This window comes from Grimontia marina (genome assembly GCF_900060185.1).
In the GTDB taxonomy this organism is placed as follows: Bacteria; Pseudomonadota; Gammaproteobacteria; order Enterobacterales; family Vibrionaceae; genus Enterovibrio; species Enterovibrio marinus.
The window spans coordinates 12,627-35,120 of sequence record NZ_FIZY01000027.1; the positions used below are offsets into that span (position 1 = coordinate 12,627).

Sequence of the window (22,494 nt, forward strand, 5' to 3'; positions counted from 1 at the left end):
TGCTTGGAAATTGCACCGAAACTAACTAATGATCCGACCATCACGTGGATTTATCGAAACACGCTGAGTTATTGGCGTGTTGGCTCAGGAGGTGCAAAAATGGACGTACTGCTATCTGTCATCATCATTGTTGCACTGGTTGTTGGAACACGGACACTGAAAAGCTACTTTGCCTACCGGGCACAGGTGCGTGAATTCGAAGCGAACAAAGTCGCAGAGGGGTCAGGGGAGTTAGTCGCTGAAATTGATGCGCTTAAAAACCGCATTGAAGTACTTGAAAAGCTGGTGACTGATCAAGGGTACGAGTTGGACAAAAAGATCCGTGCACTTTAGTTACTTCATTGCCATGTAGTGTTGCCTTTCCTCGGAGGTCATTTTTTCAATGGCATAGCGCAGCATGGTTCTAGGCATAACAGAACCATGCTTATCCAAAAACGTGCGAAGCAAAGGCAAGTCTCTTTTCCCTAATTCCCGCAACATCCATCCGCACATTTTGTGTATTAAATCCTCTTTATCGTGCAGCAGCGTTTCCGCCAGCTTGATGGTGTCGTCAAACTGATTCAGCCGAATAAAAGGGAAGGTCGCCATCATGGCGATGCGCCTTTCCCAAAGGCTGTTTGACTCTGCCAGTGAATAGAGAATGTCGCGCTTTTTATCAACCAGATAGCCCCCGACAATATGGTGTGCGGAGCTGTCTACCAGATCCCAGTTATTAATAAGGTGAGTGCGGGAAAGGTAGAAATCAAAAATGACTTTTTGGAATTCAGGATCTGCTTTTTTGAATTGTTCTGACAGAATCACCAGAGCCAGTAGCTTGATTTCATGCCATTCACTTGCCAGCAGCGCTGAAATTGTTTTGAGAGAAACTGTCTTATGACGTGTGGCTAGGCCTCTGACAACAGGCACCCGAATACCGATGAACTTGTCACCTTCACCGTATTCTCCTGGGCCGGATTTAAAGAATCTTCCCGAATGTTCAGCGATTTTGGTGTCGCCTAATTGCCTTGCTTCAGCAATGATGCGTTGTGCGTCAGTCATACCCTTCCCTCCAGTGAGGGAATTATAAGCATGAAATAGCTAGCCTACTGATAGAAATGGAAATTTCATTTTTAAAAAATGACTTGGCTTCAAATTGTTGGAAGGCGCTCAAACTCCCCTGAACTTGCTTTACTTCAAAAATTAACCTTACAACAAATCATGCTTTATCAGAATTTAGTCAGGTCGCATCCAGTCTTACATTTCTTTGCTGAATACCTGTCGAGCCCTTTGCTTATTGATGCATATAGTTGATGTGGCAGTCAAATTCGCTTTCCGCAAAATATTTGCTGAGCGAGAAAATCGCTAAATACCAAAGAAGTAAAAGCGAAAGGGCTTGCCAACCATTTATTTTGATAAGGACTTTAGAAGATGAAACAGACCGCTTTTCTGAGCGCGATGATCGCGGCTAGCTTTGCTGTGCCAAGTGCGATGGCAATGAACCCGCAGCCTGATCCGCAAAACCCTGAGGGTTATGTCGTCACCCGGGTAGAAGTGCAAGCTGCTGAGGCAGCACAAACCCAAGATAAGATGTACACCACTTGGGCACAGGCATTACGCACACGCACCAATGATGTGGTGGAAGCGATTTTGCCGGGCGCAGCCAGCAACCCCGAAAACGTCAAACGTGTCGAGCGTGTTTTCCCAGAATCTGATTGGGATTTCCTGACCCAAATGGCAGCACCTGAATACACCTATACCCGATTCCTTCGTGCGATTGGTAAATTCCCAGCCTTCTGTGGTGAGTACACAGATGGCCGTGATTCTGATGCGATTTGTAAAAAATCCATCGTGACCGCGTTTGCACACTTTGCTCAGGAAACCGGCGGCCACATTGCCAAAGACAATTATTGGGACAACCCACTTGGTCTCGAAGAGTGGCAGCAGGCGCTGGTGCATGTCCGTGAAATGGGTTGGTCAGAAGGGCAGGCAGGCTATACAACGGGCTGCGGACAGAATGACTGGCAAAATAAGCGTTGGCCATGTGCGACAGGGCAAGGCTATTTCGGCCGTGGTGCGAAGCAGCTTTCCTATCACTTTAACTACGGTGCATTTTCTGAAGTCATGTACGGTGGCGACGCGACCAAGCTGCTCAACGAGCCGGGACTAGTGGCAGATTCCTGGTTAAATCTGGCTTCGGCAATTTGGTTCTTCCTTACGCCTCAAGCGCCGAAACCAGCGATGCTGCATGTGATTGACCGAACCTGGGTACCTTCACAGAGAGAGTTGGATGCAGGTATTGGCTATGGCTTTGGTACCACGATTAACATCATCAACGGTGGTATTGAATGTGGTGAACAGAACAAAAACAAAGGCCAGCCAGTTAACCGTATCCGTTACTGGGAAGGGCTAGCGAAACATTTCAATATTCCAATTGAAACAGATGAAACCAACACCTGTTGGCAACAACTGCCTTACGGAAGCCTGAACCTGCAAGGCGCAACCGATGTGCTTTACACCAACTGGGATGGTAACTGGAAATACTATGCTAATCGCCCGGGCGGTTATTCGTTCGAGTGTGAGCTGGTGGGTTACCAAACCGCATACTCAGCGCTTGTGGAAGGCGACTACGAGAAATGTGTCAGCAACTTCTATGAATCCCATGCGGGTTGGCCTGTGGTTCGTGTCGTTGAAACCATTGATACCAATCCGGGTGATGGCGGCACTCCGTCGGATAACACCTGGGATGAAAAAGCCGTTTACCTAACTGGTGACCGCGTCACGATTAACGGTGTGACATACGAAGCCAAATACTGGAATCAGGGTGTGAACCCAGAAACAGCTGGTCAGTGGGGCGCATGGAAGGTAGTGGCAGGCGATACCACTGGCGGTGGTACACCAACTAACCCAGACACGGGTACAAACCCAGATGCAGGCAATGGCTCTGGCACAGAGACAGGTGGTGACACCGGAACGGGCGGTGATGCAGGCACTGGCGGCGATACCGGCAGTTCAAATCCTGATACGGGCACCACGCCAGATCAGGGTGAAACCACTTGGAGTGCGAGCACGGTATACTTTGGTGGGGATCAGGTGCTGGTTAACGGCGTCACCTACCAAGCGCGTTACTGGACACAGGGTGATGACCCAGCTTCCGGTGCGCAATGGGGACCTTGGAAAAAGATTTAAACGTATTCTGTAACCAAGCCGCGTCCAGCTGGACGCGGCTTGTCGATAAGAATTATCCTGTTTTAAATGACCTGCATCGCAGAATAAATTAAATGTTAACTGCCAAAAATTCAGTGCATTGTGTTGAGCTTCCTTGTTGAAGCAAGGTTCACGGTCAAAGAATCAACGCACAACAAATGTATCCGTCTCATTTTTCATCGGCGCACCATTCATTCTGACATTCCTGCCCTCAATAGTTGTCGTCTTGTGTATTCATGCATGCATATAGTCGTACTGTCAGCGCTATCAATAAAAGATTTCTAAATCGCCTTGGGTTGCAGCGAATCGCTGAAAAATCAGCGACGAACGGTAACGCACAAAGAGCAAAAAAGCGTGAAGCAGAAACGTCTTCAAGACGGTTGCAGAAAAAGTTTTGATAAGGAATTTAAGATGAAACGAACGGCTTTATTTACCGCTATGTTCGGCGCGAGCTTCTTTGCTCACAGCGCAGTGACCATGGACCCTGTACAAGACCCCAATAACGTGAACGGGTTTGTTGTTTCCCAGTCTGAAATCAAGGCAGCGGAAGATGCGTTAACGCTGGACCCAATGTATGACACCTGGTCTCAGGCACTGCGCACCCAGCCAAATGCTGTGGTTGATGCGATTTTGCCGGGAGCAGCAACCAACCCAGAAAACGTGAAGCGCGTAGAGCGAGTATTCCCTGAGTCAGATTGGAATTTCCTGACCCAGATGGCTGCGCCTGAGTACACTTACACCCGTTTCCTGAAAGCGATCGGTAAATTCCCGGCTTTCTGTGGTGACTACACCGACGGCCGTGATGCAGATGCCATCTGTAAGAAATCTATCATCACTGCATTTGCACATTTCTCGCAGGAAACTGGCGGCCACATTGCCAAAGACAACGTCTCTGACAACCCGCTGGCGCTTGAAGAATGGCAGCAGGCTCTCGTGCATGTTCGTGAAATGGGCTGGGCAGAAGGGCAGGAAGGTTACACCACAGGTTGTGGTCAGGATGACTGGCAAAATCGTCGTTGGCCTTGTGCAACGGGTCAGGGATACTTTGGTCGCGGTGCAAAACAGCTTTCCTATCACTTTAACTACGGCATGTTCTCTGAAGTGATGTTTGACGGAGATGCCACACGCCTGCTGAATGACCCAGCACTGGTGGCAGACTCTTGGTTAAACCTGGCTTCTGCGATTTGGTTCTTCCTCACGCCGCAGGCACCGAAACCAGCGATGCTGCACGTTATCGACCGTACCTGGAAACCTTCGCAACGTGAAATTGATGCAGGTATTGGCTACGGCTTTGGTACCACAATCAACATCATCAACGGCGGTATCGAGTGTGGCGAGCAAAACAAAAACAAAGGCCAGCCAGTTAACCGTATCCGTTACTGGGAAGGCTTGGCAGCGCACTATGAAATTCCAATTGAAGCAGACGAGAAAAATACCTGTTGGCAGCAAACACCATTCGGGAGCCTGAACCTGCAAGGCGCAACTGATGTGCTTTACACCAACTGGGACGGTAACTGGAAATACTATGCAGACCGTCCGGGCGGTTTCTCTTTTGAGTGTGAGTTAGTGGGCTTCCAAACGGCATACTCTGCACTTGTACCAGGCGACTACGAGAAATGTGTGACTAACTTCTATGGCTCGCACGCTAACTGGCCAACGGTGCGCGTTGTGGCTGATGCAGATAAGCCGTCTACAGGTAATCCAGGTGGTGGCGGTGAGCCAGTAGACCCGAACGCATGGAGTCCAACCAAAGTTTACAACACAGGCGACCGTGTGGTGGTGGATGGTGTCACTTACGAAGCCATGTACTGGACACAGGGCGACGATCCACTTCTGAGTGAAGCATGGGGACCTTGGAAAAAGGTACTGTAAGGACTAAAAAGTCTTAAAATTAAGCCGTGTATTTCGATAAGGAATGCACGGTTTTTCTTTTTTAATCAGATAGATAAATGGAGTTACTGAGGAGAGGCGGAAGTTCAAAAAGGCGCTTTTTTGAAGTTGTAATCTGACAAAAGGTACCACAAAAAAAATACAAATATCAGACTTGCTTGAAAAATTTCTGTGCCTATAATGCTGAAAACCGGAGCGTCTGCCAACGCTCCGGTTTTTTTGTGCCTGCTTTCTGGTGAAGTTTTGAACTGTCTGCCAACGGTTCAAAACATATGAAAGCAACCTGTCCGAAAGGGCAAGATGTCTCAATGAAGTAAGGAAAGACAAATGCGTATCGAACAAGACTTGAAGTTGGGTTTCAAAGATGTACTGTTTCGCCCGAAACGTTCTACCCTAAAAAGCCGCTCTCAAGTTGAATTAACCCGCGAGTTTACCTTCAAGCACAGTGGCCGTCAATGGTCTGGTGTACCTGTGATCGCAGCAAACATGGACTCAGTTGGGTCCTTCGAGATGGCGAAAGCGCTGGCTGAACATGGCTGTATGACCGCTGTTCACAAACACTACTCAGTAGAAGATTGGGCGGCATTCGTAGCGGAAGCTGACGCTAAAGTGTTGAACAACGTAATGGTATCTACCGGTACGTCTGAAGCAGATTTCGTCAAAACTCAGGAAATCATGGCGCTGTCAGATGAGCTGATCTTCATTTGTATTGACATTGCTAACGGTTATTCTGAGCACTTGGTTGAGTACGTTGAGAAAGTGCGCGCTGAGTTCCCGGACAAAGTGATCAGCGCGGGTAACGTAGTGACTGGCGACATGGTTGAAGAGCTCATCCTTGCTGGTGCAGATATCGTGAAAGTAGGTATCGGGCCTGGCTCTGTCTGCACTACCCGCGTAAAAACCGGTGTGGGTTACCCGCAACTGTCTGCCATCATTGAGTGTGCGGATGCTGCGCACGGTCTTGGCGGCCGTATCGTCGGTGATGGTGGCTGTTCATGTGCTGGTGACGTAGCAAAAGCGTTCGGTGGTGGTGCAGATTTCGTGATGCTGGGCGGGATGCTGGCTGGCCACGAAGAAAGCGGTGGCGAAGTGATTGAGCAAGACGGCAAGTCTTTCATGAAGTTCTACGGCATGTCTTCACAATCAGCAATGGACAAGCATTCTGGTGGCGTGGCGAAATACCGAGCTGCAGAAGGTAAAACCGTTATGCTTCCTTTCCGTGGTTCAGTTCACAACACCATTGCAGATATTCTGGGTGGTGTGCGCTCAACATGCACTTATGTTGGTGCAGCGCAGCTGAAAGAACTGACTAAGCGCACAACGTTCATTCGCGTTCAAGAGCAAGAAAACAACATATTCGGTAAAGAGTAAGTTGTTTTGAAACTAAAATTGTTGAAACAATTTATGCGTTGGTTGTATCTACAAAAATGCTGAATAGAGAAACGCCACTTCCCAGGAAGTGGCGTTTCTAACTTTTCTGGGAACAGTTTTCAAGTTTTAAAAATACGGTCTATTACCTACAGATGTCTTTACTAAAACGACTATTTTGCGTAAAAAACATCCAAACTTCTGTTAGACCAGTGGTCTAGCACGTTTCTACCCTATTTGACGTTACAGTAAGCAAGCATCATCAGTCTTATTCAATAGCTTTCGACCGGTTCTCTAATGCGTAAGCGACAATGCTTGTTTCGATGATGATCACCAATGGGAAATTCACTGTCCGCTATTCGCCGCCGCAACACGCATTGGAAAAACTAGCTACTCCATTTTCGTTAACAACTCGTGCCCTTTTAGCATCATATTCCAATAAACATATGGAAAAAGGTGTGCTTTCATATTCCAGGCTGTCTTTGTGGCCATGCTGCCATCGAGTATCCAAGAAGGAAATGTTGGCTTGAGTTTTCCCCCATACCCAAATTCCGCCAGCACTACTTTCCCTTTTTCTACTGTAAGCGGGCAAGCACCATAACCATCATAAATCTCTAATTGCGGTTGATTTCCGATACGACGAATGATGTTTTCCGCAACAATCGGTGCCTGCTTTCGAACAGCAGCAGCTGTTTTCGCGTTAGGGGCACCAATGACATCGCCTATCCCCCAAATGTTGTCATACTGACGGTGGCGCAAAGAGGTATGGCTGACATCCAACCACCCGTTACTATCGGCCAAGGCACTTTCAGCAATGAATTGTGGTGCACGCTGCGGCGGGACAACATGTAAAAGATCGAATTTTACCTCGCGCATTTGGGTTTCTTGATTTTCATTGTTTGAACTGAATATGGCCGTTTTACTCTGTCCATCAACACTGACAAGCTGTGAATTAAAATGCGGGCTAGCACCATAACGTTTCATGTACGACTGAAGTGCTGGAACGAAATCAGGTACACCAAAAAGACTGGGTAATGCAGTATGAAACTGAATATTAATGTTATCCAGTAGACGGTTACGTTCCCAATAGTGTGCAGATAGATAAAGTGCTTTCTGGGGGGCACCAGCACATTTAATCGGCATTGGGGGTTGAGTGAAAACCGCTTTTCCCTTTTTGAGCTGCTTCACTGATTCCCAAGTGTAGGGTGAGAGATCAACATGGTAGTTAGACGTAACACCATTGTTGCCAAGCGTACTTTTTAACCCTTCAATTGCATCCCAATCCAGTGTTAAACCAGGGCTTACCACTAGATATTTATATTCCACTAACTTGCCGTCATCCAGCGTGACCGTGTTTTTGTCTGGTGTAAAAGCCCTGACTGCCTGTTTTATCCATTTGGCTGATTTGGGAATGACTGCTGCTGTTTCTCGCTCCGTTTGGCTGAAATCAAATACTCCCCCGCCAACAAGCGTCCAACCAGGTTGATAAAAATGGTTCTCTGATGGGTCAATGATAGTGACATTTAGCTCGCGATCACGTTTCAAAAGACTGGAGGCCACGGCGATGCCGCCAGCACCAGCACCAACGATTACTACATCATAAGTCGCCATAGCTTTGTTGGTCTGCGTTTCCATAGGATGCTCTCCATTACTGTTTTGGGAGTAGGAGAATAGCAAGGGAAACCCACCACTAAAGTTAGGAATACTAGGCATGTAGAATAGGGAAATTTGTCTGGAGGTCAGTTAGATAAGACTTTGTCCTTTATCCTGCCAGTTTACTGGCCTTCATGTAAAAGGAATGACCGAGGACATAATCAAAGACGTAATCTGGGCCAAGGGCACAGGCCCAATACCAGCAATGTAAGCAGCCAACGACCTATTAGACATATTTGATACTTTATCTTCCCAAACCTGGCAATGTGACACTTGAGAGTGAAAGCATCCGCTTCTCAAACCCCGTCTTCCCATCATCAGGAGAGCTGATATGGATATAAACGATGCACTGACCAAGAATGGAAACCCGGGCAAACACTGTGCATTCAGTTATCCAACACAACATATCTTTTGTGCGCGCACGGAACTGAGTCTTTCTGCTTTGCAGATGACAGATGGAGGCTTTTGGGGAAGACTATAGTGCCACCAGTATCAATGGTGACGGGAGCATCCTTGCATGACAATGACTTGTTCGCCTTGGCATTTGCTTAGATTCCGCTTAACGTTAGGTGGTCAATCAAGGAGAGAGTCATGTCAGAGTGTGATCAGGTCATTCAAGCACTGAAAAAGCAGTTAAAATCACGCAATGTGAATTATCAGGATGTCGCGAAAGCACTCGATCTGAGTGAAGGTTCAGTGAAGCGGCTTTTTGCCAATGGCGGAAGCATGAGCCTCGAACGGTTGTCTGCTGTTTGCAAACTGATTGACCTGGAAATGACGGCGTTGTTTAAATTGGCCGAAGAGGAAAGCCAAAACCTATCTTCATTGACTTGGGAACAAGAAGAACAATTGGTAGCTGACGGGGCACTTTTGCTCGTGGCCGTGTGCATTACCAACGGCTATCGCTTTGAACAAATCCTCAGTCAATATAACCTCACTAAGCCGCAAATCATTCAAAAATTGGCACATCTTGATCGTATCAAGGTGATTGAGTTGATGCCTGAAAACCGCATTAAATTGAAGATATCTCCTTCCTTCTCATGGATTTCCGGTGGCCCTATTCAGCAGTTCTTTCAGCAGCAGGTCGTTAAAACTTTCTTTCGCACTCATTTCTCCAAAGACGACGAAAAACTTGTTATGTCTACCGGGCTTATGTCCCTGCCAACCAATTACAAATTCCAGCAACGCATCCAGCGCCTCGTTAAAGAGTTCTATGAATCGTGTAGCAGTGACGGCGATTTAGCCATGCAAGAAAGACATGGTACGTCGATGGTTATCGCCCTCCGTCGATGGACGTTCCCGCTGTTTGATGAATTTGAAAACGAAGACGGTTCAGAGAAAAGTCTCGCCAGATAATATCCGCAGTAGCGCCATTAGCCACCTTGTCTGTCAGGCTTTATTGCTTTCAAGCCTTAATGCAACCTACTGAGCAACCGGAGAAAGAATCTCTGATGACAGAAGGTAAAGGAGGCAATAATGCTGAACCGACCGAAAATGACTTCGCAAATCGCCATCTGGGGCGTAGTTTTTATCGCCCTGTTTATCGCCACGTTTTCGTCTAAAACGTTGGCAGCGGGTTTGCTCAAACCCGTCAACAGCCAATATAAAGATCTCCAAATTGAATCCCACCATGTTGATGTTGCTATTCAGGACGGCTATGCCACCACCTCGATAGAACAGACGTTCTACAACCCAAACAATGTAGAGCTGGAAGCCTTGTATTCTTTTCCAGTGCCGCAAAAGGCGGTAGTTGGGGAATTTATCTATTGGATAAGCGGCTCGCCAGTGATTGCGGAAGCGGTCTCTAAAGAGAAAGCCCGTAAGATTTATGATGACCAAAAAGTGCAGGGCAATGCCACAGCGCTGACCGAAAAAGACGAATACAGAACCTTTGATATGAGGGTGTATCCGGTGCAGCCTCTGCAGAGCGTAAAAGTGAAGCTGGTATATATGCAGGACGCATTGTTGGATCACGGTATCGGGCGCTATGTTTATCCGTTGGAAGAAGGGGGTGTGGATGAAGCCAAAAGCAGTTTTTGGACGCGCAATGACAAAGTGGAGCAGGACTTTTCGTTCAATGTGATACTGCGTTCGTCATATCCTGTTGATGGTGTCCGTCAGGGATTAGGGAAGTTGCCTTCTGAAGACAGGTTCCGCGTCGTGATGTTTGACAGCAATACCTATGATCTCACCGGCGGCTTTGTGGCGGCTAACCCTGCGAATGTGAGCAAAGCACTGCAGTCCGTTGAGCAGGTTGAACCAAGTAATGGCACCAATCTCTATGAAGGCATGTCGGCTGCAATCCGTAAACTGGATGACGATCGTCCGACCGGGATCGTATTGGTCACCGACGGGGTAGCCAATGTAGGTGTGACCGAAAAGCGCCGCTTCTTCGATTTGATGGAGAAGCACGATGTGCGACTGTTTACCTTCATCATGGGCAATAGTGCCAACACGCCGCTGCTGGTGCCGATGACCAAGTTGTCGAACGGCGTGGCAACGTCAGTATCTAACGCGGATGACATTATCGGCCACTTAATGAACATCACCAGTAAGTTAACGCATCAGGCGTACCGAAACATCCAACTCGATATTGATGGTGTGAAAATCAAAGACCTGACGCCGGAGCAAATCAGCAGTCTGTATCGCGGGGAACAACTGACCGTATTCGGTCATTACTTCAAAGGCGGGGAAGCTGATATCAAGCTCACTATGGATATTGCCGGTGAGTCCCGCGAATACCGCACCAAAGTGATGTTGCCTGATTCTGCAGCAGCGCATCCTGAGCTTGAGAGAATGTGGGCATTTTCAGCGATTCGCGACTTGCAGGAGCAAATGGATTACCTGGAGCAAAAAGACAGTGACAAAGAGCAGGCTATCGAAGACATTGCACTGGAATATGGTTTGCTGACTGATTACACCTCGCTGCTGGTCGTGGAAGAACAGGTCTTCCAACAACTGGGAATAGAACGTAAGAATCAGACGCGGGTCCTCAAAGAGCAAAGTGCTCGTGAGGTGAAAAAGAATAAACCCGTTGAACCAAGCCGAGCGGATAACAATCAGCCAATGTTTACCCAGCCGGCACCGACCCATTCCGGCGGTGGCAGCAGTGGCGGTAGTATGAACATCTTGGTCTTGTTGAGCATGATCTTGTTAGGTGCTGGCCGCTTGGTGATGGTAAGAAAAACGAGCTAATAAAAGCAGAGCTAATGAAACGAAAAGAGGCTGCAGATGCGGCCTCTTTTCAGTACATTTCAACGCAGCCACCCAAGTTCTCTGGCTGACATCTCGATACAAGCATTTCGTTCTACTAGATTTCTTTCAGTCGTGTTTGAAGTGCCGGTCTCCTTTTGTGCTTTGTCTTGAAGGTGCTGAAGCGTTGTTCAAATGAAGTATGTTCTCCCTTCAGTAGGTAAGCGTTGGCTAAATCTTTCAAGGTTCTCTTTGTGTTGTCATACCCGCTGGCGCAACCTCTGGATGCTTCTTGTTCCGCTTCTTGCCATAAGTGCTCTCGTTGGTTGTAGCAGTCTGACAATCTGGCATTTTCTTTTGCTTCCTGGGCTGCTTTCTCAGCCGCTTGTTTTGCTTTTCGTTCGTTATGCACCTCTTGGGTAGCCGTGTCGATGTGCGGTGTTAACAGCGTGTCGCTAAGCCAGTACTCATAGGTGATGTTCTCCGTAGGCTTAGGCGTCCTTAGCATTGACATGGCTTGTTCACGGGTCAATGAGCCTTCGGCAAATAGGGTTTCAATCAACCGACTTTTGTCTTTGTCTGTTAACGACACAATGATTGCTTCATCTGTCGTCTGGTTTGGTAGATGTGATGGCGTGTCACGCAGCAGATGTGTCAGTGCGCGAAGCAAGTTTTCAGGTACGCCAAAAAGGTTGGCAAAGTGGTGCTGTGCCGGAGTCAACTGTGTAAAGTCGAACTGCACTAAGGGGATAAGTGGCAGTTCATCGTCATATTCTGCGCGAATCAACCAAGGGAAATACAAAAGACGATAGTCGCCATCAACAAGTTCACTTCTCAGGGTGCGCAACTGACAAATCAGTTCGTGGGCATCATCATCGTCAAAATAATGTTCGAAATCCTCAATGGAAAAAGTGAGAAGAGTATGGTCTTCAATGGCTGTGATTGAGAGATGACAATCATCACTTGCGGGATGGTAAGCGCTGGGAATAGCGTGGCTCGGCACTTTTATCCACGCAAAAATGGTTCCCCAGTTGGCATAGTACACCCCAGTATCGAAGTGTTGCATCATGGTTTCTGGTTCTGCTTTTAAGTCTCCCCAGTGATAAAACACGCTAAATGAACGGGGAGTGATGTCAGCGCGGCTTGAGACGGTTCTGAGTGCTTTTAGTTCGTTTGTATCTAAGACACCGCTAACACGCTCAAACCGATAAAATTGATACTCGCTCATGGATCCTCATGAATAAAAAGAGTGCTTTAATCGCTCATACTGTAAATGAAAAGGTCTGTTTCAGTAATGGCTGTAAAGTAGCTTTGGGGGTAATTGGTTTTCCTTCTGGCGTCATGCGAAGCGGGTTAACGACCACCATTCCAAAATACTCGAGAAAGCGCGATACAAAACGGGTTTCTATCATGCGCCCCAGCGTGTCTTGTTGGTTGCAATAGGGGGATGGTTCTATTTGATGAATAAGATCATGGAATGCAATGGACATCTCTTGTGTCAGGCGAGAAATATCGCTGTGACAAGACAACCGCCAAAGCATAAACCGCCAAAACTGTTGGAGTGAAATGTCTTCCTGCCACCCATCCAGATATGCCCAGTTGTAATGTGTGACAGCGGTTTCCAACATGACGAAATACAAACCCGATATCCCTTCTTTCTCATAGGTGCGTTTTGCGTGTGCTCCCAAAACGAAGTACCCCCTTTTCAGCTGGATGATCTTAGCGATTTCCGCCAATAAGCGTGTGTAATGCAGCGCTGTGAAGTGGTCTTCATTGTTTCCGGCAAATTCGCTGATACTGATATCTTCGTTGAATTGAGCAGTGGCAAACTCGGGCAACAGTGCAGTGGCAACCTTGGCAATTTTTGCAGGAAGGTTTCCCTTAGCAGTGGCCTTTAGCGATCCTTTGCTATTGATAATGGCCTCAATGATAACGTTGAGATATCGCATGACCGGGCTCTTTGAGAGGTCGGCCGGTATAGTCATACTCATCCCCGCTGTGTCACCAAATGGGGTGTAAAGCCACTTGCTCATTTGGGTGGGAGAAAGGCCACAAAATGCATCGAGTGGACGATTGTTGCGTCCGTCCATCTTGCTTTTCAGCAGGGTATTAAGCTCATCAATAGTGAGGTTGGCGCTCATGGCCACAATCTGTTCAATCTCATCTTGTACTGTCTCGCTTGTGCTGATGCAACAGCGCTAGTATTTTTTACCGCTGCCGCAAGGGCAGGGTTCATTACGACCCACGTTCATTGTTATTCCCCATGTATTGATGCGGAAGAAATCAGAACACTGAAAGCTGTCGGGCTAACAGTGTTCTGGTTGGTGCATTTTCAGAGATTGAGAATAGCGTACCACGGTATGAGGCAAGGCGGGATGCTCCGGGATCACAGGTGTTTCAATGAACCTCAAGTTAGGCTTGTTTGTATGTTGTACCCATCAATCAAGCAGGAGTATTATCAAAGCCTATACATCTTGTATGGGAAGGTTGAATGAATGCTAAATGTCTGTCTTGGTCCATGACATGTTCACCGAAATGAAAGGGGAGTGGCTACCACTTAGCACAATCCAGCCCCTTTTTTCTTTGATACTTATGTCAGACTCAATCCACCATCGATGACCAGTGTGTGTCCGACGATATATTTTGCTTTGTCTGAGCTGAGAAAAATAATGGCATCTGCAATTTCCTGCGGCTCTGCAAAGCGCTGACAAGGCACCTGACTTTCGACTGTCTGTTTGAGTGTGGCTCCCAATTCTTGCTGTTTTTGCTCCCAGCGGGGTGTCCAGGTCACGCCCGGGGCAACACCGTTTACACGAATCCCTTTTCGGATTGCTTCTACCGCTACAGATCGTGTAATCCCCTCCAGTCCATGCTTGGTGCCGGAATACATGGCAGCATTTGGGGTTGGGCGAATCCCGTTAACGGAGCTGACATTGATGATGCAAGCACCTTCCTGCATCAAGGGAAGTTCATAGCGCAGACACAGCGCAGGCACCCAGTAATCGCTTATCATAGTGCTGTAGAGTGCATCAATGGGAAGTTCAGAGAACTCCCCCCGCGATGCGATTATTGGTGCAGCGTTATTGATGGCAATGTCTATATGGCCATAGTTCTCTCGAATATAACCGAAGAAACGGTCAACCTGGTGAACATCTTTCAAATCCAAAGGCAGGTAATCGACCGCTGAAAGCTGAGGATACTTTGCCATTGCCTGATTCCACTTTTCTTCTTTACGGGAACAGGTAATGACTTTATACCCGGCGTCATGAAAGGAAAGCACGGTTTGAAGTCCAATGCCGCTACTACCGCCGGTGACGAGAACTATTTTCATGCGCGCTCCATATCGGTAAAAAGAAATGCCTGGCTAGCGGTGCGTGACGATACCGTCCACCATAATCGGCTGTGTGATGCGAACATGTTTCTTAGCTTCATGTTCCTCGTAGAACTGCTGTTCGCCAAGCATACTCAGAGTGTCAAAGAAATACCGTACGCTACCTCTTTGATTCTTCGTTGTTTTAAGCATAGCATCGGTGAAAGTATCTGGTGAGGTGTGGGTCAATTCTAGCGGGATTTTTCCTGTTTGTTGGCAACAGTAAACAGTGCAGGTAAAGCAGAACAGCAGGAGAGATCCTAAGCCTTGCATACCATCTTATTGTGTTGGGGCAATTCGGTGGTCGAGGCGTTATCTTTAGTTTAGAGATGAGAAAGAAAACCAACTAACAATCAGTATTTTATATGCAATTCTGAACAAATATTTTACCTGTTTATAACGGTGGGTTTTAAATGGAGTATCAGAATGGTTAATGTTCCATTTCCCCTTTGATCCAACCTTGTTCAATCGCATATTTAACTAAGCCTGCGGTCGAGGTCACGCCAAGCTTTTTCTTTACGCGAAGGCGATGGGTTTCCACGGTTCGTACGCTGATGTTTAGTTCGCGAGCGATGGTTTTGTTACAAGCGCCGTTGGCGATAAGGATAAGCACATCTTTTTCGCGAGGGGTAGGGACGTTGTCTTCGTGTTCCCTGTTTACCATTTGGCTCATGCTTTCCATGAGCGTTTCAGAAACGCCTGCACTGAAGTAAGAGCCACCACCTGCGATGATATCTAGAGCCTGCACCAATTCTTGAGATGAGACGTCTTTCAGCACATAACCTTTAGCGCCCCCACGGAACGCAGAAACAATGTACTCTTTGTTGTTGTGCATGCTAAGGATAACAACTTTGATCTTCGGGGCTTTGTCACGAAGTTCGCTCAGCACTTCCAAGCCAGTTTTCTTTGGCATAGAAATGTCAGTGAGCAGAATGTCAGGTCGTAAAGCCAGTGATTGCTCGATGGCTGATTCACCGTCACTTGCAGCACCAATGATGGTGAATTGAGGCTGCTTGGATAAGCGCTCCATTAGTCCATCCTGTAGCAAGACATGATCGTCTGCAAGTAATAGCGTGGTCATGTGATTCTCCTATTTGTCACTGGTTAGTGTTTCGCTTTTAAACTGCAATAGGCACAATTGCCCGCACTTCCGTTCCCTGGTATTGCAAGCTACTGATAGAGAAGGTGCCATCGAGGTTCTCGATACGCTCCCGCATGTTTTTTAAGCCCATCGACTGGCTGGTATTAGACACTCTATGCTCTTCAAAACCAATGCCGTCATCTGCAACTGTGAGCACTATTTCGCCTTCTTCTTCCTGCAAAATCATGTCTACCGCTTTCGCTTTGGCGTGTTTTTCTGCGTTGTGCAGCGCTTCTTGCGCCACACGGAACAAGGTGATTTCAGCGGATTTTGACACCTTACCCATATCCAGATGATGCTCAAACAACACTGTCATACCAGAGCGCTGTGAGACTTCTTTGGCGAGATCTTCCAATGCCACTAATAGCCCCAAGTCATCAAGTAAAGCAGGACGCAGGTCTTTGGATATTCGACGAAGCTCGCGAACGGCTTCATTCAGGGTCGATTGACCCAATGCGATGTTCTGTTCCCGCTCTTTGTCGGTTTTGGCTTCTTTGATGTTATCGAGGCGGTATTTCACTGATACCAGAATTTGGTTAATACCATCATGAAGCTCCCTGGCTACACGGGTGCGTTCTTCTTCCTGTGATTCGATGATCTGACGGTTGAGCGCCTGCAGTTTTTGGTCGGCCAGTTCTCTCGCGTTAATATGGATAGTGGTAGCAAGACTTGCCATGATCCCAATAGTGATCACCAGTGTAATCCCCAAACCGATAAATGTTTTGCTTATGGTTTCATCAATTTTGCTATGAACCGACCCGACCTGAATTTCAATATCATCAATGTAAACACCCGTTCCCACCATCCAGCCCCATTTATCGAGTCCAATGGCGTAGCTGAGCTTTTTCACCTGCTCTTTGCGGGAAGGCTTGTGCCAGTAGTAATCCACAAAGCCGCCACCTTGTTGGGCGGTCCGGATCAGCGCCTGAAGGAGTTTAAAACCACGGGCATCTTCCACTTCCCAGATGTTTTGGCCAAGCAGTTCAGGTTGATACGGAAGGACAAGATTGGTGCCGTCATAGGTGTAGGCAAAGAAATAGCCATCCTCACCGTAAGTGAGGTTATTCAAAATATCGATGACTTGTTGCTTCGCTTTTTCATCGCTTTCGCTGGCAGCGTCATAAACAGGAGAAATTGATGCCCGGGCGAGTTCTACGTATTTCTGTAACTCTTGTTTCTTGGAAGCCAAAGTTTCCGAGCGGATGAGGCTGGCTTGATCTTTAGACAGGCTATCTGACTGGATAACCACCAGCCCAATAATCAGCCCAAACATCAAGAGCAAAGGAAGCATTGCCAGCACCAGCAATTTTATCCTGAGTGGCATCACTATGCCTGATAACTTCGTCATTATCACTCCGCCAGCTTCGTAAAAAATCGCTTTGCTACGTATTACTACTTACAGCGATTACGCAATGCTATGGACGCTAAGTCCGTTTTCTACCTGATATTTTTTTCGATGTTGCAGGGATAGTCTGGATGTTAACAACTTCTTAACGGTCTCAATGTGCTCTAAACCTCAACCCTATATGCAGCATCCGCATACATTCTAAAAAGTGAAGCTGCGCACCAAGGAGTGGACAATGAAAAAGGCAATGTCAACATCAATCAAAGCGGTCGCTTTAGCAACACTTTGTTTTTCAGGCTCAGCGCTGGCTGACAAAGTATTGCTAAAAACGCCTATTGCTTTCGGCACTCACTTGCCAGCGCTTGGCACCCCAATTAAGTGGGTCTCCGAACGCATTCAGCCTGTGTCAGGTAACACCATCAAAATGAAAGTGTACGAGCCGGGTAAGCTGGTGGCGCCGCTGGAAATTCTTGATGCGGTATCCAGCGGTAAAGTGAATTCTGGTTACGCGACTGCGGGATACTGGCAAGGGAAAATGCCAGCAGCGGCTTTGTTCTCTGCTGTGCCTTTTGGCCCTGAAGCACCGGAATACATGGCGTGGATGTTCTACGGTAACGGCCTGAAACTGTATCAAGGCATGTACGATGAGGCGGGCTACAACGTGAAAGTCTTGCCTTGTGCGATCATTTCGCCTGAAACCTCAGGTTGGTTCAAAAATCCTATCGAGAAGCCTGAAGACTTGAAAGGCCTGACGATGCGCTTCTTTGGCCTCGGTGGTCAGGTTATGGAAAAACTCGGTGTCGGCACGGTTCAACTTCCGGGTGGCGAGATCTTCGGTGCGCTGGAAAAAGGTGCCATTGACGCGAGTGAGTTCTCCCAGCCAGCTATCGACCAGCGTTTGGGCTTCCATAAGATTGTTAAATACAACTACTTCCCAGGCTGGCACCAGCAGGCCACCATGTTTGAACTCCTGATCAACAAAGACACCTGGAACAAGATGGATGAAGATCAGCAGTCTGGTTTAGAAACACTGTGTCTGGCTTCAATGACGAACTCGATTGCTGAAGGCGAAGCGATGCAGTTTGAAGCGATGCAAAAAGCGCAGGAGCAGGGTGTTGAACTCCGCTACTGGAATGACGAAATGCTGAACTTGTTTGAATCGACCTGGCTGGAAGTGGTGGAAGAGCAGAAGAAAGACCCTTACTTTGCAAAGGTATGGGCTGACATGTCTGACTTCCGTATGAACTACCAGACTTGGGTGTCGAAAGGGTTCCTGCCGCGCGGTCAATAACAGGCTGTGTGGTTTTTGGGCAGCAGGATGCTGCCCACTTTTCCTTTTTCTATGGGTGTAGGAGTTCGTTATGACCCAGCCTTCTCACTCACTCCCTGCTTCACCACTTGCAGACAGCATTGAGCATGTCGTCCGGGCTATCGGACGCACACTGGCTTGGAGCTATTTGGTTCTGTTTCTGGTTATCATCATGCAGGTAGTGCTTCGAAAAGTTTTCAACAATGGCCAAATTGCGCTGGAAGAGTTGCAGTGGCACCTCTATGCCATCGGCGTGTTGTTTGGTTTGTCTTATGCCGAGATCACCGGAACGCACGTTCGGGTCGATATTTTCTATCACCGCTTTTCGCAGAAAACCAAATCCTGGATAGAAATCATCACTGTGGTGTTTTTCGTCTGGCCGTTTATGTACGTCATCTTCATTCACTCTCTCGAATTCGTGTATGAAGCCTGGCGGGTGAACGAGCGTTCCAATGCGCCATCCGGTTTGCCTTGGCGATGGGTGATCAAATCTGCGATCCCATTCAGTGCGGCTTTGTTGGCTTTTGCCAGCCTTGCCCGATTGCTCCGTGCTGTGGCTTACCTGAGAAAAGGAGGTTCGCATGGAAGCGAATGAGATTCTTATTCTGGCGATGTTCGGCAGCTTTATTGTGCTGCTGTTTGTCGGTGTTCCGGTCGCTTGGGTATTGGGTGGCGTTGGTGTGGCGTTTGCCTTCATTGGTTATTACAGCGATATCTACCTCGATACTTGGACAGGGCTGGACTTCACCACTCTTGGGCTGGTGGTTAACCGGCTCTACAAAATCATGGACAACTGGATATTGGTGGCCTTACCGATGTTCATATTCATGGGGAACATGCTGGATAAATCCGGTGTTGCTGACAGCTTAATGCATGCGATGCAGGCGTTGTTTGGCCGTGTACATGGTGGTTTGGCAATTACCGTGATGGCAATTGGTATCATCCTCGCTGCGTCGACTGGGATCATCGGTGCATCGGTGGTGTTGCTGGCGACCATGTCTCTGCCTGCCATGATGAAGCAGGGCTATAACCTCCCATTAGCTCTGGGTACCGTCGCCTCAGCAGGCACACTAGGGATCTTACTGCCGCCTTCTATCATGCTAGTGATCATGGCGGATCAGCTGGGGCTTTCCGTGGGCGACCTCTTTATGGGGGCCATGTTTCCGGGCTTAATGCTGGGCGCGATTTATATTGTGTACCTGTTGATCATGGGGATGGTGAAGGCAGATTCTTTGCCGTTACCGGAAAATGCCAAAGGCTTTGATTGGGCAGTGATCAAAGATGTAGCCAAAGCGATTGTGCCGACTTTCATGCTGATCATTGTGGTGTTGGGTTCTATCTTTGCGGGTATTGCGACACCCACGGAAGCCTCTGGTGTCGGTGCGTTTGGCGCCATTTTGCTGGCGGTTTACTACAAACGTTTTTCGCTGGAAGTGCTGAAAGAAGTGTTGCTCGACAGCTACAAAACCACCGCCTATATCTTCGCGATATTTATTGGTGCGACCTGTTTTGCATTGGTGCTGCGTGAACTCGGTGGTGACGAGTTTATCGAAAGTGCCTTTGAAGCCTTGCCATTTGGTCCTTACGGCATTGTGGCTTTCATTCTGTTGGTGATTTTCCTTCTGGGGTTCTTCCTCGATTGGATTGAAATTACCTTGATTGTGCTGCCGCTGTTAGCGCCTGTGGTGCTAGGCTTGGATTTAAGCATTGGCGACTATCCGGGTTTGGATAATCCAGAGTTAGTGTGGTTTGTGATGCTGGTAGCGATGGCCTTACAGACGAGCTTCTTAACACCTCCCGTCGGATTTGCTTTGTTCTATCTGAAAGGGGTGTGCCCTCCGCAAGTAAAACTGATGGATATCTATAAAGGTGTAATTCCATTTATTATCCTCCAATTGCTGGCGTTGGTGATGTTGGTGTTCTGGCCAAATTTGGTGCTGTGGCTACCGTCGATTGCTTATGGTTAAGCGGAACGGGAAAAGATGATTGAAAAAAGCCGACTGCAAAGTCGGCTTTTTGTATTTAAAAATAAGGTGTTACATTTGTGGCATGTTGCAGTAAAAGACATCGCTGACGTCTTCACAGCTCCACTGGAATATCCACAAGCCAGTGTTGCGGTCGGAACCAAGAATGTATTGCTCTCCGCCCACCTCGGTCACATGAACACCCCAGAAGTTAGAACCGCTGGAATCCACATATTCATCACCCGCAATAAAGCGACCGACTTCGTGCATGTTCCATGAATTTACCCCTTCGCCTCTGGCGTTGGTATGCAGGTGGCCTTCACGCCATTCCACCGCGCGCATACCCAGTGAATACCAAGAGATAAACGCACGGTTAGGATATTGAGGGTCAATTTCAAGATTATGCATGGTCAGATCGCCGGCACCGGTTGCCAACTCAGGATCGGTAAGCTCTGACGGCGCGTAGTAACCGATTTCTCCCAGATAGCCCACGGTGCGGGTATCACCGTCACGGCCATATTTCACCGTCACGTCCTCATTTTTGTTGTTGAGCACATGTAGATAACCCCAGCCGTCAAAAGCGGCACCGAGTGTAGCAACCAAGCCCCAAGTGTCGACGGTTGGCAGCGGCGGGTTGTCCGCTTCATTGTCTGGGCAAAGGGCAGGGTCATAACCTTCGATACCCAGGATAGCGTAGGCACTTGAACGGGGAACGAACACCATGGGAACGCCACCATCAACCAGCATAGAAACGGTGGCATCACAACGGCCTTCTGCGGCGGCGTTAAATACAATACCGGCTTGATAACCCGCGGCCTCAATAGTTTGGGCTTTCGTCGTAAAGGCACACTCTCCACGTTCAATGACAGCGATAGAAGCGCCTGTTTCACTTGCTGGTGTCAATGCACTGCCACACGCAAGCCCGACGAATGCAGTCTGCCCCACAAGGGATTCGATATCTGCCCCCGGACCGACTTGAGGCACATTGTTGCCTTGTGAAGCAGCGTAGTCTTCGCCATTGACAGTGACAGCAGAATAGAGCGAATCGAAGTCCTCATCACCACCAAAGATTTTGTCAAAGCCTGGTCCACCAAAGACGGCAGCATGCGCATTACCCTCCGCGGGGCTGGAATCCAGAACAGGATCAGGGTCTGGATAGGTGGAGTCTTTGATGAATACTGGATTGTTCGGATCGTTGACATCCAGTACGACAAAACCGGCGTCCCAGTAGGAAAGCACGGCATGCCAATCTTCCCCTTCACCTGAGTCCATGTCGTTCACCCAGATATCATGAAGAAGAGAAGCTGCAAATGTCCCGGTGAACAGTTGGCCGTCATCAGCAATTTCCGGGTTCGTTTCCAGCCAATCTTCAATGCCGGTTTCTCCCAGTAATTTCGGAGATTGTGGCTTCGAGATGTCGGCGATTTTCAGGTCGTTGGCCGCGATATCATCAACAATCAGCAAATAGGTTTTACCGTTTGCTGGCTGCCATGCAAACGTATTGTGAACAGGGAAATCCAGGAAGTTCTGTTTCAGCGCATGAGGGTTGGTTGGGTCGGAAACGTCCCACAATGAAATGCCGCCTTGTCCGCGCTGAGGTGCTTTACCTGCCAGCTTTCCACATGGTTCCAGTGTATGGATAAGGACGTCTTTACCCGCGATGGAGTAAACCTTCACATCGTTGATGCGGGTGTTCGGTGGCGACTTGATCATCTTGACTGTCACCGGGTTCGCAGGGTCTCTGATGTCGGAGATGTAAACACCCGAACGGTCACAGGTGGGCTCTTGGAAAGTGCCTACATAAGCGAAGCCTTTGTGTGCCCAGACATCCGTGTATCTCCCGTCTGAAATTCCCCCTAATGTATCTCTGCCTATGACAGAGAAGCCATAGTTCACGTTGCTGGGGATGTGTCCATCGGGGTTGGGGGTGTCATGAAGGAGGTGTTTGTTATCGGCCTTGCTTCCGTCTGCGGTGGCATCTTCATGACCATAAGCGGGGGAAAGTGAGAGGGTCATGGTTAGAGCGGCGGCCAGAGGAGTGGCGAGCCATTGCCGTTTCATCATCCACGTCATGATTGT

The 22,494-nt window shown here is 48.2% G+C and carries 19 protein-coding genes; 10 read left to right on the top strand and 9 right to left on the bottom strand.

What is annotated here, in order from left to right; translation table 11 throughout:
- Positions 1–99 precede the first annotated feature (99 nt).
- The gene (locus GMA8713_RS14400; RefSeq protein ID WP_062711191.1) at positions 100–333 is read left to right on the top strand and encodes a hypothetical protein; all 234 of its coding nucleotides are present in this window, start codon (positions 100–102) and stop codon (positions 331–333) included.
- Here GMA8713_RS14400 and GMA8713_RS14405 read toward each other — a convergent pair whose 3' ends face one another.
- The gene (locus tag GMA8713_RS14405; protein WP_062711194.1) at positions 334–1,038 is read right to left on the bottom strand and encodes a DNA alkylation repair protein; all 705 of its coding nucleotides are present in this window, start codon (positions 1,036–1,038) and stop codon (positions 334–336) included.
- A 369-nt stretch (positions 1,039–1,407) separates the two neighbouring features.
- Between GMA8713_RS14405 and GMA8713_RS14410 the strand changes: the two genes are divergently transcribed.
- From GMA8713_RS14410 to GMA8713_RS14420, 3 genes are all read left to right on the top strand, one after another.
- Positions 1,408–3,165 carry a chitinase gene (locus GMA8713_RS14410; RefSeq protein WP_062711197.1) on the top strand — a complete coding sequence of 586 codons (1,758 nt, stop codon included), beginning with the start codon at positions 1,408–1,410 and terminating at the stop codon, positions 3,163–3,165.
- Positions 3,166–3,594: 429 nt separating this feature from the next.
- Positions 3,595–5,055, top strand: coding sequence for a chitinase (locus tag GMA8713_RS14415; protein WP_084387748.1), 1,461 nt, complete (start codon positions 3,595–3,597; stop codon positions 5,053–5,055).
- 345 nt (positions 5,056–5,400) lie between these two features.
- A complete protein-coding gene (locus GMA8713_RS14420; RefSeq protein ID WP_062711200.1) occupies positions 5,401–6,444 on the top strand; it encodes a GMP reductase in 1,044 nt (347 codons plus the stop codon).
- Between the two features lie 387 nt (positions 6,445–6,831).
- Here GMA8713_RS14420 and GMA8713_RS14425 read toward each other — a convergent pair whose 3' ends face one another.
- A complete protein-coding gene (locus tag GMA8713_RS14425) occupies positions 6,832–8,076 on the bottom strand; it encodes an NAD(P)/FAD-dependent oxidoreductase (RefSeq protein ID WP_062711203.1) in 1,245 nt (414 codons plus the stop codon).
- Positions 8,077–8,425: 349 nt separating this feature from the next.
- Between GMA8713_RS14425 and GMA8713_RS27370 the strand changes: the two genes are divergently transcribed.
- The 3 genes from GMA8713_RS27370 to GMA8713_RS14435 all read left to right on the top strand — a co-directional run bounded on the left by GMA8713_RS27370 (position 8,426) and on the right by GMA8713_RS14435 (position 11,289).
- Positions 8,426–8,575 carry a hypothetical protein gene (locus GMA8713_RS27370; protein ID WP_157515628.1) on the top strand — a complete coding sequence of 50 codons (150 nt, stop codon included), beginning with the start codon at positions 8,426–8,428 and terminating at the stop codon, positions 8,573–8,575.
- Positions 8,576–8,685: 110 nt separating this feature from the next.
- Complete coding sequence (locus GMA8713_RS14430) at positions 8,686–9,450, top strand: helix-turn-helix domain-containing protein (protein ID WP_062711207.1); 765 nt, start codon at positions 8,686–8,688, stop codon at positions 9,448–9,450.
- Between the two features lie 120 nt (positions 9,451–9,570).
- Positions 9,571–11,289, top strand: coding sequence for a VIT and vWA domain-containing protein (locus GMA8713_RS14435; protein ID WP_062711210.1), 1,719 nt, complete (start codon positions 9,571–9,573; stop codon positions 11,287–11,289).
- Between the two features lie 115 nt (positions 11,290–11,404).
- Here GMA8713_RS14435 and GMA8713_RS14440 read toward each other — a convergent pair whose 3' ends face one another.
- The 6 genes from GMA8713_RS14440 to GMA8713_RS14460 form a co-directional block, all read right to left on the bottom strand.
- A complete protein-coding gene (locus GMA8713_RS14440; protein WP_062711213.1) occupies positions 11,405–12,514 on the bottom strand; it encodes a hypothetical protein in 1,110 nt (369 codons plus the stop codon).
- A gap of 34 nt (positions 12,515–12,548) precedes the next feature.
- Positions 12,549–13,427, bottom strand: a complete 879-nt coding sequence (locus tag GMA8713_RS14445; protein ID WP_232314446.1) for a SecC motif-containing protein — start codon at positions 13,425–13,427, stop codon at positions 12,549–12,551.
- 57 nt (positions 13,428–13,484) lie between these two features.
- Positions 13,485–13,538, bottom strand: a complete 54-nt coding sequence (locus GMA8713_RS28440) for an SEC-C metal-binding domain-containing protein (RefSeq protein ID WP_269747452.1) — start codon at positions 13,536–13,538, stop codon at positions 13,485–13,487.
- Positions 13,539–13,876: 338 nt separating this feature from the next.
- Entirely contained in the window at positions 13,877–14,617 is a 741-nt protein-coding gene (locus tag GMA8713_RS14450; RefSeq protein ID WP_062711216.1) for an SDR family NAD(P)-dependent oxidoreductase, read from the bottom strand.
- Between the two features lie 469 nt (positions 14,618–15,086).
- Positions 15,087–15,737, bottom strand: coding sequence for a response regulator (locus tag GMA8713_RS14455; protein ID WP_062711220.1), 651 nt, complete (start codon positions 15,735–15,737; stop codon positions 15,087–15,089).
- Positions 15,738–15,774: 37 nt separating this feature from the next.
- Positions 15,775–17,145 (bottom strand): cache domain-containing protein, encoded by a 1,371-nt coding sequence (locus GMA8713_RS14460; protein ID WP_232314447.1) that lies wholly within the window; start codon positions 17,143–17,145, stop codon positions 15,775–15,777.
- A gap of 232 nt (positions 17,146–17,377) precedes the next feature.
- On the opposite strand from GMA8713_RS14460, the gene GMA8713_RS14465 reads away from it, so the two are divergent.
- The 3 genes from GMA8713_RS14465 (at position 17,378) to GMA8713_RS14475 (ending at position 20,418) form a co-directional block, all read left to right on the top strand.
- On the top strand, positions 17,378–18,433 hold the full coding sequence (locus tag GMA8713_RS14465) for a TRAP transporter substrate-binding protein (protein ID WP_062711223.1): 1,056 nt from the start codon (positions 17,378–17,380) through the stop codon (positions 18,431–18,433).
- Positions 18,434–18,503: 70 nt separating this feature from the next.
- Complete coding sequence (locus GMA8713_RS14470) at positions 18,504–19,046, top strand: TRAP transporter small permease subunit (protein WP_062711226.1); 543 nt, start codon at positions 18,504–18,506, stop codon at positions 19,044–19,046.
- Positions 19,033–20,418, top strand: coding sequence for a TRAP transporter large permease (locus GMA8713_RS14475; RefSeq protein WP_062711227.1), 1,386 nt, complete (start codon positions 19,033–19,035; stop codon positions 20,416–20,418). Before GMA8713_RS14470 ends, GMA8713_RS14475 begins: the two co-directional genes overlap by 14 nt.
- Positions 20,419–20,487: 69 nt before the next feature.
- Here GMA8713_RS14475 and GMA8713_RS14480 read toward each other — a convergent pair whose 3' ends face one another.
- The gene (locus tag GMA8713_RS14480; RefSeq protein WP_062711230.1) at positions 20,488–22,488 is read right to left on the bottom strand and encodes a PA domain-containing protein; all 2,001 of its coding nucleotides are present in this window, start codon (positions 22,486–22,488) and stop codon (positions 20,488–20,490) included.
- Positions 22,489–22,494 lie beyond the last annotated feature (6 nt).